Origin of the sequence: Flagellimonas marinaquae, from assembly GCF_003992675.1 — a bacterium.
Lineage (GTDB): Bacteria > Bacteroidota > Bacteroidia > Flavobacteriales > Flavobacteriaceae > Flagellimonas > Flagellimonas marinaquae.
In genome coordinates, this window is sequence record NZ_RZMZ01000015.1 from 432293 (window position 1) to 450803 (window position 18511).

Annotated in this window: 16 protein-coding genes and 1 riboswitch; of the genes, 4 read left to right on the forward strand and 12 right to left on the reverse strand. The window is 43.6% G+C overall.

The window, feature by feature from the left end:
• Window positions 1-4: 4 nt before the first annotated feature.
• From EO130_RS11265 to gndA, 5 genes are all read right to left on the reverse strand, one after another.
• A complete protein-coding gene (locus EO130_RS11265) occupies window positions 5-838 on the reverse strand; it encodes a helix-turn-helix domain-containing protein (RefSeq protein ID WP_127141608.1) in 834 nt (277 codons plus the stop codon).
• Between the two features lie 13 nt (window positions 839-851).
• Window positions 852-1382 (reverse strand): YybH family protein, encoded by a 531-nt coding sequence (locus EO130_RS11270; RefSeq protein WP_127141609.1) that lies wholly within the window; start codon window positions 1380-1382, stop codon window positions 852-854.
• A gap of 163 nt (window positions 1383-1545) precedes the next feature.
• Window positions 1546-3576 carry a S9 family peptidase gene (locus EO130_RS11275; RefSeq protein WP_127141610.1) on the reverse strand — a complete coding sequence of 677 codons (2031 nt, stop codon included), beginning with the start codon at window positions 3574-3576 and terminating at the stop codon, window positions 1546-1548.
• Window positions 3577-3651: 75 nt separating this feature from the next.
• A complete protein-coding gene (locus EO130_RS11280) occupies window positions 3652-4503 on the reverse strand; it encodes a ChaN family lipoprotein (protein WP_127141611.1) in 852 nt (283 codons plus the stop codon).
• A gap of 9 nt (window positions 4504-4512) precedes the next feature.
• Window positions 4513-5922, reverse strand: a complete 1410-nt coding sequence (gene gndA / locus EO130_RS11285; protein ID WP_127141612.1) for an NADP-dependent phosphogluconate dehydrogenase — start codon at window positions 5920-5922, stop codon at window positions 4513-4515.
• A gap of 161 nt (window positions 5923-6083) precedes the next feature.
• Between gndA and zwf the strand changes: the two genes are divergently transcribed.
• Together zwf and pgl are read left to right on the forward strand one after the other, a co-directional pair.
• Window positions 6084-7616 (forward strand): glucose-6-phosphate dehydrogenase, encoded by a 1533-nt coding sequence (zwf, locus tag EO130_RS11290; protein WP_127141613.1) that lies wholly within the window; start codon window positions 6084-6086, stop codon window positions 7614-7616.
• Window positions 7617-7716: 100 nt separating this feature from the next.
• Window positions 7717-8442, forward strand: coding sequence for a 6-phosphogluconolactonase (pgl, locus tag EO130_RS11295; RefSeq protein ID WP_127141614.1), 726 nt, complete (start codon window positions 7717-7719; stop codon window positions 8440-8442).
• Here the strand turns inward: pgl and EO130_RS11300 are convergent.
• Window positions 8423-8968, reverse strand: a complete 546-nt coding sequence (locus EO130_RS11300) for an acyl-CoA thioesterase (protein WP_127141615.1) — start codon at window positions 8966-8968, stop codon at window positions 8423-8425. The genes pgl and EO130_RS11300 overlap by 20 nt on opposite strands.
• A gap of 57 nt (window positions 8969-9025) precedes the next feature.
• On the opposite strand from EO130_RS11300, the gene EO130_RS11305 reads away from it, so the two are divergent.
• On the forward strand, window positions 9026-9424 hold the full coding sequence (locus tag EO130_RS11305; protein WP_127141616.1) for an endonuclease domain-containing protein: 399 nt from the start codon (window positions 9026-9028) through the stop codon (window positions 9422-9424).
• A gap of 45 nt (window positions 9425-9469) precedes the next feature.
• On the opposite strand, the gene EO130_RS11310 is transcribed toward EO130_RS11305, so the two are convergent.
• The 5 genes from EO130_RS11310 to EO130_RS11330 form a co-directional block, all read right to left on the reverse strand.
• Complete coding sequence (locus EO130_RS11310) at window positions 9470-9835, reverse strand: 6-phosphogluconate dehydrogenase (RefSeq protein WP_127141617.1); 366 nt, start codon at window positions 9833-9835, stop codon at window positions 9470-9472.
• 20 nt (window positions 9836-9855) lie between these two features.
• Window positions 9856-11175 (reverse strand): DNA recombination protein RmuC, encoded by a 1320-nt coding sequence (locus tag EO130_RS11315; RefSeq protein WP_127141618.1) that lies wholly within the window; start codon window positions 11173-11175, stop codon window positions 9856-9858.
• A 242-nt stretch (window positions 11176-11417) separates the two neighbouring features.
• Window positions 11418-12197, reverse strand: coding sequence for an ABC transporter ATP-binding protein (locus tag EO130_RS11320; protein ID WP_127141619.1), 780 nt, complete (start codon window positions 12195-12197; stop codon window positions 11418-11420).
• Window positions 12197-13228: a FecCD family ABC transporter permease gene (locus EO130_RS11325; RefSeq protein ID WP_127141620.1), complete on the reverse strand. Its 1032-nt coding sequence runs from the start codon at window positions 13226-13228 to the stop codon at window positions 12197-12199. The genes EO130_RS11320 and EO130_RS11325 overlap by 1 nt, the downstream gene beginning before the upstream one ends.
• Window positions 13229-14380 carry an ABC transporter substrate-binding protein gene (locus EO130_RS11330; RefSeq protein WP_127141621.1) on the reverse strand — a complete coding sequence of 384 codons (1152 nt, stop codon included), beginning with the start codon at window positions 14378-14380 and terminating at the stop codon, window positions 13229-13231. It lies immediately after the preceding gene.
• 260 nt (window positions 14381-14640) lie between these two features.
• Window positions 14641-14871, forward strand: a riboswitch (cobalamin riboswitch).
• Between the two features lie 69 nt (window positions 14872-14940).
• On the opposite strand from EO130_RS11330, the gene EO130_RS11335 reads away from it, so the two are divergent.
• Window positions 14941-16803 (forward strand): TonB-dependent receptor plug domain-containing protein, encoded by a 1863-nt coding sequence (locus tag EO130_RS11335; protein ID WP_127141622.1) that lies wholly within the window; start codon window positions 14941-14943, stop codon window positions 16801-16803.
• 29 nt (window positions 16804-16832) lie between these two features.
• Here EO130_RS11335 and EO130_RS11340 read toward each other — a convergent pair whose 3' ends face one another.
• Entirely contained in the window at window positions 16833-18299 is a 1467-nt protein-coding gene (locus EO130_RS11340) for a S41 family peptidase (RefSeq protein WP_127141623.1), read from the reverse strand.
• Window positions 18300-18511 lie beyond the last annotated feature (212 nt).

Here is an 18511-nt window from a genome sequence, read left to right on the forward strand (position 1 = left end):
TAATTTAGTGGATGAGGTCAACTAAGGTATCCAACTTTGTAATCCGGTAATTGTAAAAATCCGAACCTTTAGCTTTGTACCGTAAAAATTCAGAAGGAGAGACACCACCGAACTCCCTAAAATCCTTGATGAAGTGGGCTTGGTCAAAATAACCACAGGCATAGGAAATCTGTGTAAGTGAATTCTCGGAATTGTTCGAAAGTAACTGGACCGTTTTATTGAAACGAATGATTTTGCGATAGTAGGCCGGACTCATGCCAATATGTTTTTTGAACAACTTTTGTAACCCTCTGTTTGAAATACAAAGGGATTGGCTCAATGCATCAATGGAAATGGAGTGTTCGGAATTCAAAAACTGTAAGGCGTAGGGGAGCCTGGGGTCCACTTCAGGTAATCCTATTTTCTTACTAATAAACATCTCCAAAATGGCAAACTTATCTGTAATGGATTTGCTTTCCTTTAATCGTGTTGAGATACAATCAATCTCGCTTGCAGAAAAAATCAAATCTAGATGGCTCAGCGTATCCAAAAGTTCATGGGCCGGGATTTTTTTTAGATATGAAAGCCCATAACTACTAAATTGAATGGTCATGAACTTCATGCCCACGTAAGGTTTAAAAAACACGGTTGAACGGCAAGAGGTATAAACAGAATTAACCGTTGAGGTTCGATTGACGAGTATGTCGTCATCCAAACTAAACATCATATTGGTAGTAGCGTTTGGGAAGATGGCTGTCCATCCGTCCACGATGTCCTCTTTGGTCAACTCCGCATAGGTCATAAAATTCACCACTTGTGAAAGAGCTGGGTTTGAGGGTATGTGGAGTTGTTGAATCATTTGTGGGTTGTATTTATTCTACCATCGTTGTGTCCATAGGCTGACTAGGCAACGGCAGCTCGGTAACGGGAGCATCCCAGAGCACTTTCCAATCCCCATCCATTTTTTCCCAGAGCACCAAATAGTTGCCTTTATCTTCCATTGCGGGAATGGGTGAGGTTTCATTGGGTGTAAATGTTAAGCTGTATTTGCCGTACTCTGTTGCCAAATCGCCACTGGCTTTCACTTCTTGGGTATTGAGGTCTAACTGCCATTTTCCAAACTGGATATTTTGTTTCCAGGCAGCCTTATAATTTTCCAATCCAACGATGGCTGGCTGGTTGGGCATAAATTGAATACAATTATCCGCAAAGTGCACAGCGGCGGAGTCAATCATGCCCGAAGCGTAAAATCCCTGGATTTTTTCATTTTTTGCTTCAATGATTTTTTGGATTTCGGCGGAATAGGCTTCTCCTGACATCGGTTCAGGTGTGGTTTGCTCACAACTTGTAGCAAACAGAACTAACAGCAATGCTGAAAGAATACATACGAATTGATTTTTCATAATGATATAGTTAATGGGTTAATAAATACACTGTTTTGTGCGGGGGAACTATATCAAATATGTTTTAAAAGCTATTTCACCATCACTTTGTCCTGTTTTTCTCCACAGGATATAAGGGTCCAAACTAAAAGAAGAACTATTACATCTCTCATCTTCCTTGAATTTATTTGTCTCCCTTGTACTTATCAAACCATGCTAGCACACTCGCAATTTTGGCAATCAGATTGCTGGGTTTGTTCGCGATACCGTGCGAAGCACCGGGAATCCGCACCATGGCAGTTTCCACGTTTTCCAATTTTAATGCGGCATAAAATTGTTCCGATTCTGCAATTGGGGTTCTGTAGTCTTCTTCACCCGTCAACAGCATGGTTGGAGTGGTCACATTGGCCACATAAGTGAGGGGAGAGCGTCTTAAATAGTTTTCGGGGTCTTCCCATGGTTTTTTGCCGAACCAATATTTGGAAAAGAACTGGGCACCATCGGCATAGAGCACAAAACTGGTCCAGTTGATTACAGGTTTGGCCACTACGGCCGCTTTAAAACGGTCTGTTTTACCCACAATCCAAGCGGTGAGCACACCACCTCCTGAACCTCCGGTTACAAATAAGTTGTTTTTATCCACGTAGCCTTTTTCCAAAAGTGCATCCACACCCGACATTAAATCCTCATAATCGTGGTTGGGATAATCGTGGTGTATCAGGTTTCCGAATTCTTCTCCGTAACTCGTGCTTCCGCGTGGATTGGTATAGAGCACCACATAACCGGCTGCGGCATAGGCCTGTATTTCGGCAGAGTAAACCGCTCCATAACTCTGAAATGGACCACCGTGTATCTCAAGAATCATTGGATATTTTTTGGATGGGTCAAAATCGGGAGGGGTAACCACCCAACCATGAATTTTTCTTTGGTCATAGGAAGACTCCCACCACATTTCTTCGACCTTGCCCAATTTTTTAAAGGAGAAAAGGTCATCGTTCACTGCGGTTAAACGTTTGGTACTTTTGGTATCCGTAACCCCCAAATCCGAAGGATGGTCTGCACGTCCTAAGGTATAGGCGAATCGATTATTGGAAGAGGCCGAAAAACTTGCAGCATTGTATGGTCTTCCCAATGAAAGTCCACCCAAGCCATCCGTAATATCGTTTACCTTGCCTGATAAACTCATCGATGCCAATTTTCCCAAGCCTTGGTCGGTGTAGCTAAAATAGAATCCATTGCCTTTACTGTTCCAGACCATATCTTCCACATCTCGGTCAAAATCACCAGAGATTAACTGAGAACCAGTTCCGTCTGTATTCATTACATACAATTGAGTAAGTTGATAACCTTGTAGGCGGTCATCGTATCCCAAGTAAGCGATTTTGGAGCCATCAGGCGACAGCACGGGGTTTCCATCAGGGCCATAGCGGTCGGTTAGCGGAGTAGTTTGCCCAGTGTTAAAATTGATGGAGTAAATCTCACTGTCCGCAGGTTCCATTTCTTCCTCTTTATGGAAGTTGGCACTAAAAAACAGATGGGTGTTGTCTTTGGACCAGATAGGGCTGCCATGGTCAAATTCTGAAAAAGTCAGTTGTTTTGGCGTGCCACCGCTGATGGGCAAAGTGAATAATTGCGAGTTACCGCCTTTGTAGTATCCGGCACCATCGCCACGATAGTTCATTTTATCAATGTACTTGGGCGGGTCGTTCCATTTGGCACCTTCCGGCTTACCGGGCATTTTAACAATGGATTTATTGGTTTCGGGAACAAACATGTTAAATGCCAAGTATTTGTCATCATGAGACCACGAAACCGACCCTGGCGACTGCGGCGTATTGGTCAAGGCCATGGTTTCCTTGGTATCCAACCACATTAAGTAGAGCTTCATTTTGTCATCCGCCATATTGGATTTGAAAACGATCTTTTCCCCATCGTGTGACCATTTGGGGGCAAAATCATTGTGGTTTCCAGTGGTCAATGGCCGATTGTTGGAACCATCAAAATTGATGACCCAAAGATTGGAAAGGTTTCTATCCGTCATCACATCCTTAAAATTTCTAACATAGATGATTTTGGAACCATCTGGAGAAATCTGTGGGTCAGAAACATATTCCATATTGAAGATGTCCAACAGCTCCAAATTGGATTGTACTTGACCAAAGGTGACAGGAGTGGTAGCCACTAACAGTAGCAGTGCGACGAGTAACTTTTTCATGAGGGTGGTTATTTAGTTCCCTAAAAATAAGGAAATTATCCCTTGTTGGAACATACCTCTGAAAAAGTAGTGCAATTAATAGGTTGTGGTCATGTTTTGGTCCACACAGATAATGAAATCAGCCAAATTCTTATTTTCTTCTTCCAGTTTGTGAACATTTTCCTGTGTTACGGTGGAAATGGTTCCGTATTTTAAATTGGGCCGTTCCAATTGCAAATACCACAGAATACCCTCATAATTATTGGAGTGATAGGCCCCGTTATAATGCAAAAACAGGGAGCCTTCCTTATAATTTTGAAGGATAAAGTGGGCCATGGTGGCATCTTTAATGGCTTGTGCCATCACCAAGGTAGCGCTGCCATGGTCGCCCATCATTTCGAGGATGTTTTTGTATCCGGGCAATTCAGGGTCGTAAGCAATGGGCAAAGGAGCAATCCATTCCTTTTCTTGGGCTGGGAGTGAATCCAAGGCTTCAAAACCACCCTTATACACCATGCTGGCGTAGCGCCTTGGCACATTGGAGGCCACAAAAACCAAACTACTGTCCTTGGCAAAGTCCACCAAGGGGGCATAATCCGTCTTGTGGTTGTTCCAGAGTCTTGCTGTGGAGTCCAGTGCTTTGTAATCGATGTTTCCCGATAGGTAATCGTTGAGTTCATCTTGGTTATCGGCCTCAATCATTTCGGCGCCCAAAATAAGCGGTCGCTTGGAATGTAGGTCCACCGTAAGCTCATATTGCAACCAATGGGCAATGGGATTGTTGTGCAGCTCCCCAAAGAGCACCATATCCTTATCCTCAAGGGTTTTGAGCATTTTTTTATAGGAAACCTTTTTTCCTTTGGCGTTGTAAATAATGTAGGGTGCTTTTTGAGCGGATATGGTCAAAAGGGATAGGGTGAAAGCTAAAAGGAGAAGTGTTTTTTTCATGGTCATTTTTTATTTCCCCCACTCCGTATGAAAAATGCCTTCACGATCCAATCGCTCGTAGGTGTGGGAGCCAAAATAATCGCGTTGCGCCTGAATCAAGTTCAATGGCAAACGGCTGCTGGAGTAGGCGTCAAAATAAGTGAGTGCATTGGACAATCCCGGTAACGGAATGCCGTTGGCTGCTCCATAACTGACCAATTCCCTTGCGGCATCTACCGTACTTTGTACTTTTTCCACAAAAGAAGGGGAGAGCAAGAGGTTTTGCAGATCCTTATCGGCTTGGTAGGCTTCGGTAATATCGGCCAATAAGGCTGCCCGAATAATACAGCCCGCGCGCCATATTTTGGCAATTTCGCCCAGTTCCAGTTCGTACCCGTATTCTTTGGAGGCATCGGCCAACTGATGCATGCCTTGCGCATAGGTAATGATAAAGGCAAAGTAGAGTGCCTGCTCCGCTTTTGCGGTAAAATCAGCCTTGTCCACCGCTTTTGGGGTGGGGCGGCCGTACAACTCATCTGCTTTGATACGTTCGTCTTTCAATGCGGATATTTCCCGCATGCTCACCGCAATATCGATGGTCGGTACTGGAATGCCCAAATCCATGGCGTTTTGAGAGGTCCATTTTCCCGTTCCTTTTTGCTTAGCCTTGTCCAAAATCATATCCACGAGGTCGTTGTCGGTCAAATCATCTTTTTGATCAAAGATTTCAGATGTGATTTCTACCAAAAACGATTGCAAACGTCCTTCATTCCATTCCGAATAGGTCTTATGAAGTTCATCGTTGGTGAGTCCGCCCGCTTTTTTGAGCAGATCATAAATTTCGGAAGTCAACTGCATCAAACCGTATTCGATGCCGTTATGTACCATTTTCACATAGTTTCCGGCAGATTTTGGTCCCAAATAAGCCACGCAGGGTTCCCCGTTGTATTTAGCGGAAACCGCTTCAAAAATAGGCTTTACGTGTTGATAGGCCTCTTTGGAACCACCGGGCATGATGCTCGGTCCTTTTCGGGCACCTTCGGCACCTCCGGAAACCCCGGCGCCAAAAAAGTTGATTCCCTTTTCCTTTAAATAGGCATCCCTACGGTCGGTATCGGTGTAAAAGGAGTTCCCACCATCAATTATGATGTCTCCTTTATCTAAATGGGGCAGCAATCCTTCGATAACGCTATCCACAATCTTTCCCGCGGGCACCAACAACATGATTTTTCTCGGAGTTGACAACGACTGTACAAAGGTTTTCACATCGGAAGTGGCATTTACCTTGGCAGGGTCACCGCCTTCTTTGATCAAAGCGCTTACTTTTTCTTCATCCAAATCGTTTCCAAATGCGGTGAATCCGTTATCGGCCACATTCAAAATAAAATTACGTCCCATTACCCCAAGGCCCACAAGGCCAAAATCATACGTATCCGCCATTATATATTTTCTCTTTTTTTGATGTTAAGACAACCCAAAGGTTGTGCTTTCTTAAATTAAGAACCTAAAATAAACCTTATATTCGTGATGCTCAAAAATAATGACACCTTTTGAAAGAGCGGTGTTCACGGAGCATAATCTGCCAGAAACCAAAAAAGACTATGAAGAAGACCGATAATCAAATGCTCGTAATTTTTGGGGCATCGGGTGATTTAACCGCTAGAAAGCTGATACCTTCTCTATTTAACCTATATATGGCCAAGCAACTACCGGAAAATTTTGTCGTGCTTGGCGTAAGCCGTAGTGATTTGTCGGATGATGCTTTCCGCGACCGCGTGGTTTACGAAAGCAAGTATTTGGCGGCAAAGATCGAAAACCTGGACAAAGACAAGGTAAAAGCTTTTGCGGACAAGCTGTTTTATGAAGATCTGGGCAAGAGTTATGATACGGATTACGGTACGCTCCGCAAACGGGTGGAGGCGCTCAAGGAAAAGTACAATACTTCTGGCAATATTATTTATTATTTGTCCACACCGCCCACGCTTTACGAAACCATTTCCCACAACCTTTCCGATGCTGGCATGAACACGCAGAACAACGGTTGGAAACGTTTGATTGTGGAGAAGCCTTTTGGTTATAGTTTGGAGACGGCCCAGAAATTGAACAAAGGACTTCACAAATATTTTAGGGAGCACCAGATCTACAGAATTGACCATTATCTGGGGAAGGAAACGGTACAAAACTTACTGGTGACCCGTTTTTCCAACAGTATTTTTGAGCCTTTGTGGAACCGAAACTATATCCAACGGGTGGAAATCACCAATGCCGAAAGTGTTGGCGTAGAAAAACGTGGTGGTTACTATGATAAATCAGGTGCCCTTCGGGATATGTTCCAAAATCACTTATTACAGATTGTTTCCTTGGTGGTGATGGAGCCCCCCATTGGTGCGGATGCCGAAGAAATCAGGAATGAAAAAGTAAAGGCGTTGAAGTCGCTCCGTATTATGACGGACGAAAAAGAACTTTTTGAGAATACCATTCGAGCTCAATACGTGGCTTCCAAAGTGGATGGAAAAGATGTAAAAGGTTATCGGGAGGAAGATGGAGTAGACCCTAATTCCACCACAGAAACCTACGCAGCTATTAAATTCTATGTGGACAACTGGCGTTGGCACGGGGTTCCCTTTTATGTGAGGACTGCCAAACGAATGCCCACCAAGGTAACGGAGATAGTGATTCACTTTAAAAAGCCGCACCATCAAATATTCAAAGGCTCCGAAATGCAGGAGATGGACAATAAATTGATTATCCGTATCCAACCCGATGAGGGGATTCTTATCAAGTTTGGTGTGAAGGTTCCGGGACAAGGATTTAAGGTAGAGCGCGCCAATTTGGATTTTTACTACGCCAATTTGGCCGAAACCTATGTGATGGAAGCCTACGAACGCTTGTTGTTGGATGCCATGCAAGGTGACGCTACGCTTTATGCCCGTGCCGATGAGGTGGAGGCGGCATGGGAATTTGTAGATCCTATTTTGAATTATTGGAGCAGTGGCAAGGATGTTCGCATGTACGGGTATGCCGCTGGTGCCTGGGGACCAGAAAATGCGGATGACTTGATTGAAGATGACGGGTATTGGCGAAATCCTAGTGAAAACTTGGCCGATGATCCAGGGTATTGTGTAATCTGCTAGATACGATTATCAATAAGCAATAGACAATGAACAGTTTTCTGTTCGAGATGTCATCCTGAGCACAGTCGAAGGAAAAGTCGAGAACCAAAATTAATTCGAAATGGATTTAAAAATATATAGCAATAAACAAGAGGTAGCCGAGCAGTTTTCCAGCTATTTTGTGGATCAAGTGAAAGACAAGGGCACGTTTCATGTAGCCCTCTCTGGAGGAAGCACTCCTAAAATAGTATTTGATGTACTGGCCGAAAGCTTTTCGGATAAGGTGGATTGGAAGAAGATACATTTTTATTGGGGAGACGAACGTTGTGTGCCTCCTTCAGACGATGAGAGCAACTATAAAATGACAGTGGAGCACCTGTTTTCCAAAATTGAGGTGCCCAAGGAGAACATTCACCGGATATTGGGAGAAAATGACCCTAAGGGCGAAGCCTTGCGCTATGCCAATCTGCTCGAAATCAATTTGGATAGGGTAGAAGGTGTACCCCAATTCGATTTGATCATTTTGGGCATGGGAGACGACGGGCATACGGCCTCCATTTTCCCACATGAAATTGAGCTGTGGGATGCCGAGGACCATTGCGTAGTGGCCACGCACCCTGATTCGGGACAAAAGCGGGTGTCCATCAACGGAAAAGTCATCAATATGGCCAAAGAAGTAGCTTTTTTGGTCACAGGGGCATCAAAGGCGGAGAAAGTGAAGGCTGTGGTAGATAAAACCGAAGGCTCTGATGCTTATCCAGCGTCTTTGGTCAATCCGTCATCTGGTAATTTAGTATGGTTTTTGGATGAGGAGGCTGCTGCAGAGCTCAATCAAAATCCATCTTAACGTTTTCGCCCTGTAAAAACTCCAAGTATTCGTTCACTTTAAAGTTGTTGGATTCGTATTTGCTATCGCGCTGAAAGGCAGATTGCTTACGCTCCTTGCTGCGGGCAAAACGTCGAATATCTTGCTTTGTTTTTAAAATCAGCCCGGGAACTGTTTTGTTTTTTCCATCCTTTCCCTTGGCTACCATGGTAAAGTAAGAGGAATTACAATGTTTGACCATTCCTGTGGTCACATTTTCCGATTCTACACGGACCCCGACCACCATGGAAGTCTTTCCTGTGTAGTTGATGGATGCTTTTAAAGTCACCAGTTCACCCACATCAATGGGATTCAAAAAATCCACGCGGTTTACCGAAGCCGTTACACAATAACTTTGCGAATGTTTGGAGGCACAGGCAAACGCTATTTGATCCATAAGATTTAGGATATGTCCCCCGTGTACCTTCCCACCAAAATTGGAGTGGGAGGGCAGCATAAGTTCTGTGATGGATACCCTGCTTTCTCGGGATGACTTGAATTTTTTCATATTTTGGTGGGGTTTTTAATAGAATCCTTTTTCTCGGGGGAATAGCTATGATGCATTATGATAATCAAATATAACCCAAAGCTCAAGGAACTCGCAAGGTTACTCAGAAGGAATGCCACCAAATCTGAAATTAGATTATGGCAAAAGCTAAAGCGTGACCAAATGCACGGATATGATTTTCATAGACAAAAACCGATTGACGATTATATTGTTGATTTTTTCTGTAATAAATTGAGGTTGGCGATAGAGTTGGATGGCTATTCTCATCAATTGGAAGGGACTTGGAAGAAGGATGTTGTTAAGACAAAAAGGTTGAATGAGCTTGGTATTCAAGTGTTACGATTTTCCGATACCCAAGTATTGTGCGATATGGATAATGTTTTGAGGGCGATAGAGGAATATATTTTTCAATTTGAAGCGAATGGAAATACACCTCCCTCAATCCCTCCTTTCTAGGAGGGACGCAACGTTCCCCTCTAAAAAGAGGGGTTAGGGGCGTGTCTAATTCCTAAAAATCGGGGATTTCTCTGAGTTCACCTCGGTGATGAAGTATTTGGTATCGCCCAACCAGAAAAAGGTAGCATAGCGTTCCTTGTACGTAACTTTGATATACTGCCCTTGATACTCCTTCATTTTTTCAATGATTTCCTTTTCACCATCCTCCACGGAAAACGAAAATACATTGGTTCCAGATAACCCTTGGCTGATTTGCCCTTCCCAGGTTTTCACCACGACTCCCTTTCTACTGAACTTGATCAATTCCCCGGAACGGTAGCCCTCACTGTATGGTACGTAATATACAAAAGCAAAATATCCTGTAACGCCAATTACAATGGCAGTAATAAGAATGGTTACAATTTTTTTCATGGTCAGTGTTTAAATGTATGTTATGAATCCAACTCTTCCAAATCGTCTTCATGGGCCCTTTTTAAAATAGGTTCAGGAAGGGATTTTTTGGCCTTGGCCCCCATTTTCTTCAACTTTTCTATGGTGGTTACGATATTGCCGCGCCCTTCGACCAATTTGTTCATGGCGCCGCGATATTCACTTTTCGCCTCATCCATCTTTTTTCCAACTTTGGTCAAATCGCTTACAAATCCTTCAAATTTATCGTATAGCGCACCAGCTTGTCGTGCAATCTCAATGGCGTTGCGTTGTTGCTTTTCATTGCTCCACATCGAATCTATCGTTCGCAGCGTAGCCAATAGGGTCGATGGTGTAACGATAACAATATTTTGTTCGAACGCTTTGTTGTATAGGGAGTTGTCTTCGTTGATGGCAATGGCAAAAGCAGGCTCTATAGGTACAAACATCAGCACAAAATCAGGACTCTCCATTTCGTATAGGTCTTCGTACTTTTTTGAGGAGAGTTGTTCCACATGCCTTCGTAAGGAGTTGATGTGGTCTTTCAAAAACTTTGGTCTGTCTTCTTCTTCCGCGTTGGTGAATCGTTCGTAATCCGTTAACGAAACCTTGGAATCCACCACCATTTTTTTACCATCGGGCAGGTGGATGATTACGTCGGGCATCACCCGACTCCCATCTTCGCGTTGGAAGCTTTGCTGAACGCTGTACTCCCTGTCTTTTTCCAATCCAGATTTTTCCAAAACCCGTTCCAAGACCAATTCGCCCCAGTTCCCTTGCATTTTGCTATCGCCCTTCAGAGCTTTGGTCAAGTTTTCAGCTTCTTGGGTGATTTTTAGGTTTTGTTGTTGCAGGCTTTCCAACTGTTGTTTCAGCGAAGAGTTGATGCTGATATTTTCCTTTTGCGATTTTTCAACTTTTTCCTCGAACTCCTTAATTTTTTTATTGAGGGGCGTCAGGATGTTTTCAATATTCTCTTTGTTGCTTTTGGTAAATTTTTCGCTTTTCTCGTCGAGAATCTTGTTGGCCAGGTTTTCAAACTCCTTGGTGAACTTTTCCTGTAGTTTTTCTAGTTCTTGTTTTTGTTCGAACAGTTTTTCTTCCAGATGTCCTGATTTAGACTCTTCTTTGGCCAAAGCAATCTCAAGCTCAGATTTTTTGGTTTGAATCTTCTCTATCTCCTCTTTTAAAGAAAATTCTACTTTCTTAAATTCTCTTTCCTTGCTTTCCCAAAAAGTTTCATTCGCTTTGGTTTTTAACTTTCGAATATGCCATCCGATAATTAATCCAATGGCCAATGTAATGATGAAGCCTAAAATGATATAGATAAGTTCTGCACCCATTAAAAAAATTCTGAAGGATAAAGATAACAGATTACAAAGATAATATGTCATTCTGCGAAAGCAGAAATCCATAAAATGAATGTTGAAATTTGTCAGTTCGAGTGTTTTTGGAAAAAACGTATCGAGAACTTAAATTTCAAATCCAAAAACTAATTCTCGATACAAAATTCCCTTGGAATTTCACTCGAATTGACAGTTTTTGATAAAATGAACTTTTTAGACATAACAACTATTGGCAATCTCTATTTTGAAACCTTAAACGAACCCGTTTTAGCATCAAACTGTACCATTTCCGAAGGAAACAATCGATCAAAGTGTTTTTGCTCGATAAGTTCGCACGGGTCTCCGAAGGGATGCTCCTTTCCGTCCAAAATTAGGATTCGGTCACATAGCTGTATGGCCAGGTCGATTTCGTGGGTGGTAAACAGAATGGTTTTTTGACGTTCATGTGCCAATCGTTGCAGCATTTTTAAGATCTGTACCTTGTGATAAAGGTCCAGATGTGTAGTGGGTTCATCCAACAAGATTAAAGAAGTATCCTGTGCCATGGCCCTTGCCACCAATACTCGCTGTAGTTGACCATCACTAAGTTCGTGGCATTTACTGTTCCGAAGTTCGTTCAACAAAAAAGCATCCAAACTAGCCTCTATCTGTTGTTTGTCGGTTTGCGTCAATGTTCCCAACCAATTGGTGTAGGGTTGTCTTCCCAAAGCAATCAATTCCTGTACCGTAAGGTTTTTGGAAGCAGGTTGTTCCGTCAGCACCACGCTAAGTACTTTGGATAGCGCGTTGGAGCCATATTTTTCCAAGGATTGGCCATTCAACGAAATAGCTCCACCAAGTTTGGGTTGAAACCTCCCCAAGGTGCGTAGCAATGTTGATTTTCCGATGCCATTGATGCCGACAACTCCACACAACATTCCAGCTTCCAAATCGAAATCGATATTATTGGCCACACTTTTGTTCCCGTACCCGATGGACAGGTTGGCAATGGACAGTATGTTTTTCTCCGTTTTTGCCATCAGAACATCATTTTACGTTTACGTACCAATAGCCATATAACGACGGGAGCCCCGACCAAGGAGGTAATGGCATTGATGGGCAACACGCTGGCGGAATTGGGCAGTTGGGCCAGCGTATCGCAAAGCAGCATTAAAATTGCACCATATAGCATCACAGCGGGAATCAACACTTTGTGTTCCATGGTATCAAAGATTTGACGGGTAAGATGGGGCACCGCCAAACCCACAAAAGCAATGGGTCCGGCAAAGGCGGTAATGCCACCTGCCAATACTCCCGTGGCAATGATGATGATCAATCGGGATTTCTTCAAGGACACGCCCAGACTTTGTGCGTAATGCTCGCCCAGAAGAAAGGCATTCAATGATTTTATGGAAGTGATGCTCAGCAAAACACCCAAAAGGACAATGCCCCCCAATAACAGCAGTTGATTTATCGATAGATTGCCTACACTTCCAAACGACCAAAATATGAAGCGCTGTAGGTTTTCGGCACTTGAAAAATAGGCCAATACGCTTACAATGGCCGAGGTAATGCTGCCGAACATCAAACCGATGATCAATAACGCCATGGTGTCCTTTACGCGCTGTGCCACAACCATCACCACTAAAAGCACCAAAAAACTACCGATACTTGCTGCAATGGCCAAGGTAACATCGCCCAAAAATCCAAAAGCGGTGTAGCCAGCCAACAAAGAGGTGCCCATCAGCAACAAAGCTGCGCCCAAACTGGCCCCTGAACTGATTCCCAAGACAAAAGGCCCTGCCAACGGATTTCTGAACAAGGTCTGCATCAAAAGTCCGCTCAACGACAGTCCCGCACCAACAAAGATGGAGGTAAAGGCCTTTGGTACGCGATATTCCCAAACAATATAGCCCCAAGAAGCAATCTCAGGTGTTGTACCTCCTAAAAGGGAAAGCACATCGGAAAACGGAATGCTCACCGAACCCGAACTGATGTTCAATAGCAAAGAGCACAGCAACGCCAAGACCAAAAGCACAAAGGATAACCGATATGTTCGGGAGGCTAGCATTTAGCGTAAGGGTTTGATGAATTTTAGTTGATGCCCCGGCAATAGCTCTGGATGCAATATTTTGATAAGGTCTTTGAGTACGATATCAGGGTGTTGTGGAGCGGTTTCATAAAAAATGAGCCCACCTTTTTCTCCTTTGTCAATGGCATTGGAATACACCTTTTTGTTTGTAAACGCCTCAAATTCCCGATGATGGGTATTGGCTTGGGCCAATTCGGTATATGTGGTCTGTGCGGAAGGATTGAACCAAAATTCTGCATTCTGTGCCTTGGCCAAAACAGTTTCTAGGCTCAGCCCAATGCTTCCTGTTTCAGGGGTGTTGGCCCACAAATAATCGGCATTGGCATCTTCCAGAAATTGTGCCATCCAACTTTTTCCACCTGCTACGTACCACACATCTTTGTATAATCCGCCCGTTAACACCGTGGGTTTTGAGGTGGCTTTTTGTGCAAGGTTCTTTGCTTGGTCGTAGGAAGCTTCAATTTTTGTAAAAATACTATCTCCCAAAGCTTCTTTTTGAAAGAAGGGGGCAAAGAATTTTATCCATTCTGCTTTGCCCAACGGACTGTGTTCTACCCAATCTCCATTGTACACTACTGGAATACCCGCCCGGCGCATCATATCGTAGGCATTGTTATCCTCATTGATGCTAAAACCAACAATAAGCTCGGGATTCAGTTCGAGCACCATTTCGGTATTGAGCCGATCATTCATTCCCAAATCCTTGATTGCTCCCTTTTGCACGAGTTCCCTCGCTGCTGGGGACGAAATGTAATCGGTGTTTGGAAAGCCCACAATGGAATTTAGCTCTCCCAGTTGGATGATGGGTTCCACATGCGTGGTGGAGGTCAGCACTATATTTTCAACAGGCGTTCCAATGATGGCATCGTAGGCATCACGAGGAAAAGTCATTACCGCGAGTTTTTCCTTTGGAACTAAAGCGTAGGTAAAACTTTTTGCCCCAGGCCATGCTGCACTAACTTCAATCAGTGTGATGTCTCCCTCTTTGGTAACGGTAAAACCTTTGGCGTGGCTTATGGATGATGGCACTGTTTCAATTTGATGGAGCTGTGCTTTTTCTTTCTGTTTGCACCCTATCAATACCAACAATACGAATCCCAAGACTGGAAGTGACCACTGTTTTTTTGCCATGGGTCAAAAGTAAGATTATTTGCGTATTTCTTGAGTGGGTCGCAAGTAATGATTCGTTTCAAATTTGTCATTTCGAGCGCAGTCGAGACATTTCATCTCGTTTATAGCCATCTCTATTAACAGGAATTACACGGATTTCCTCAAAGATATGCGGTAACAGGTGTGTCCATCAGATACTTCTACTGCGGGGGAATAACAACATATGCCAGGCGGTAAAAATCATTGTAAAGATTTTGATAAAAGATTAAACGGAATGACTAGCTTTGGTCTTGAATTTTGGTTCGCACGGATGTTTCCGTGGGATTAAAAGGGAATCCGGTGCAAAACCGGAGCTGTTCCCGCAACTGTAAGCTGTACCGAATCGGCACTGATGTTTTTGAGCATCAGTACGTAGTAGGTGATTGTCTCAACTTCAAAGCCACTGCCCGACTGGGTGGGAAGGTAGACGACAATACGCAAGCCAGGAGACCTGCCAAATTCAAACAAACAATGTTAAACTTTCGGGATAAAAGTTTACGTATGCATCACATACTATTCTCCCGTTTATTCAATTAAACGAAATGAAAAAAAATCATTTATGGTTGATTACCGCCTTGTTGGCGGGTAAGGGGGTCTTTGCGCAAAATGTGCCGCAAGATTCACTTAAAGTGCAGGAACTGGACGAGGTTGTTGTCAGCGATTCAAAATTTGAGCTGAAACGAGAAAACTCTGGTAAAACGGTGATTAAGATTACCACAGAGGAACTGCAACGGAACCAAGGCAGGACCGTAGCGGAAATCATCAACACCAAAAGCGGTATCGAAATTGCGGGCAGCCGTGGTAGGGATGGTGTCGTGCTTGGGGCGTTTGCCCGTGGCGGACGTGGCCGCCAAGTACTGATTGTTATTGATGGGGTTCGGGTGTCGGACCCTTCCACATTTTCGGCAGAGTACGACCTTCGTTTGCTTTCGCCTAACACCATTGAGTCCATCGAAATTATTAAAGGGGCGGCCAGTACACTTTATGGAACCAACGCCGCAACAGCCGTTATCAACATTACGACAAAGAAGAGTTCCGAGAGGGAAGTGGCTGGTAATTTTGAAACCAGTATTGGGACCAATCAAACTGCCGATGACCAGAGTTACGACTTGGGAAGCATCCAAAATTCGGCCAGTGTAAACGGTACGTTGGGCAAGTTTAATTACGGGGTCGATTTTTCCAACAGGTACAAAAGCGGAATGTCCGCAGCGGTCACCCCACAGAACGAAGAGGATATTTTTTCCCATTTCAGCACCAATGTGCGGTTAGGATATCAGTTTTCGGAACAATTTGAGCTTCAGGTGTATGGAAACCAGACCAAGTTTAAAAATGAATATGACGCCAGCATGATGGATGCCCCAAATTTGGGCGAGAACGAACAACAACGGGTTGGACTATCCTCGGAATATAGCTATGGCAAAGGTTCTGTACACCTAAATGCGGCCTACTCGGATTATGAATCCATAGCCAACGACACCTTTGGTGAGAGTACCACGGAGGGCAATAACTGGGTGCTTGATCTGTACCATAGATATGTGTTCGGGGAGCAATTCCATACCATTTTAGGGGTGAACTACATCAAGGATGAGGCAAGGTTCACGCAGGAGGTTGATTTTACCATTGTGGACCCTTACGCCAATGTTGTGTATGTTTCGGATTTTGGTCTGAATTTGAATGCGGGTGCTCGGCTCAATAATCATTCGGAATACGGAAACCACTTTGTATATAATGTGAATCCTTCGTTCGTTTTTGATACTGAAAATGGCTATGTGAAATTATTGGGTTCATATGCCACCTCTTATATCACGCCTAATTTAACCCAATTGTTCGGCGCCTTTGGCGGAAATCCCAATTTGGAACCTGAAGAAAACACCACCATTGAGGGTGGAGTGGAGTTGAAATTGGACAACACGTTCAGAATCAGCACCCTTTATTTTGATAGGAATGAAACCAATGCGATTGGTTTTGATGCTAATTTCACAAGCATTAATGTGGCGGATGAGATCGATGCCAATGGAGTAGAGGTAGAAGCCACATGGTTGCCATGGAACAATGTTAGCGTCAATGCGAATTATACGTTCACGGAACGCAAAGGCGATAACGCCATCCGTATCCCGAAACACAAGGCGAACCTATCGCTTTGGTACCAGTTTTCCGAAAGTACCAACGCATCATTGGATTATGCTTATACCGGCGAACGTTTTGACACCGATTTTAATACCTTTTCGGATATCGCTTTGGAACCATTTTCCTTGCTAAACTTTGCCATCCGGCATGAGTTGATCAAAAACAAGTTAAACGTATTCCTGAATGCGGATAATTTGCTGAACGAGGATTATAGGGAATTGCTAGGATTTACCACAAGGGGACGCAACTTTAGATTGGGCTTCAGTCTCAACCTTTAAAAAAGAAAGCGGCCAGATGGCCGCTTTTTTTATTTGTTCAATTGCAAAGGTTTTTCCAAGTACATATGGTCCCTTACAGGTGTATGGATTCTTGAGGTGGTAAAGGCATCCGCAGGCATCTCCACTGTGAAGTCCATTTTGGTAATCCCTGGAGCAATCTCTTCCAGCGCACGAGCAAGCAATGGCTCGGATACTTCACCCAAGGTCCCAAGATTGGTCAAATCTTCACTGATGGCAATATCGGGAACCAAACCGCTGGTGTAATCGGAAAAGCCAGCTGCATTTTCATTTCTACCCACCAAAGGCTGTAATCCCCAGCTGTTTTGAGGATTGATATTACCTTCTCGATCACTGTTGTAGACAAAGGAATTACCAGGGTCGTCCACCAAGGTAATGGAAAATTCATTTTTTCCACTAGTGGTCTCACCAATATGGATGACATCTATATAAGGTGCAAGTCCATTCATCACCAATTCACTGGCAGAGGCAGAACTCTCGGTAGCTATGACAAAAACTCTACTTAAATTCAAAGAATTAATAGGGCTGCTTCCTGTGGAATTGGCGAAGTAGTCGGTTAGAAAGTCATCCGACAACTGCGCCTGTATCTTATCGTTCCAACGTTGTCTAATGTACACGTCGCTGGTATTGGTACCATAAATCATACTTGCCAATAGGCGAGAAGTATTCACGGAGCCTCCTGGATTATACCTTACGTCCAACACCAGTTCTGTGGCACCCTCGGCCTTAAAGGTGGCAAACGCATCGTTCAAATCCTCATTAAAACTGCCCAAAAAGCGATTGTACATCAAATAGGCCACTTTGGTGCCGTTTACATCCAAAGTTTTGGCCACAAGAATGGGGTCTTCCACTTGGTTTTCGATTTTGGTCAAGGTCACCTCTTTGGCACTATCGGATATGGCCCCATTGGAAACCGTGGCCATACCGAGAGTATAGGTGCTGTTGTCCCCAAATAAGAGTTCTCTGTAATTTCCTGTCGTAAGTTGTACTCCATCCACACGGGTAAAGAACTCCCCTCGTGAAATATTTTTGGTAGATGCATCAGAATCGGGCCAAATATATTGTACAAAACCAAAAACATTATTGGTGTCACCGATAAGTCCCAATCCAAATTCCACCCCATTACTTTGAGAGATACCAGAAAGGCTGCTCACCAACTCTTCGTAATTTTCATTCTCAAAGCTGAATCGGTCTTCTTCAAAAAGCAATGTCTCTAAAAAGAAGCTTTCAGGGTCGGTAAACGATTCCAAAAAAGCCGTGTACTCTGCATCGGTAGCAAATCGGTCATCGGCGAGGTCGGCGACATCGCCCTGCCAAAAATACCAGAGGTTCATGGCTTGCCACATAAAATCTTGTGCAATTACATTCGCACTGGGGTCGGGATTTGGGGTAGGACCGTTTTGGATACCATCATCATCACTGTTACAGGATAAAAAAAACAAAGACACCCCTAAAAACAGGAAGAAATACTTTTTCATAATTCAATTTTTAGTGAATTTACTCAAATTTTGTTCCAAATCTATCAGATGTAAAGGTTGATTTGAGTAAAATTACATGGTCTACCATGTAGAATTTCCCTGCAAAATAGGCTTATAACGGCATATTTCAAATTTTTTGTAACAAATTTCGATATGTGTCGTCGTGATAGTGTAGGTCGATAAGAAAGACATAAAAACAACGAAGACAACCA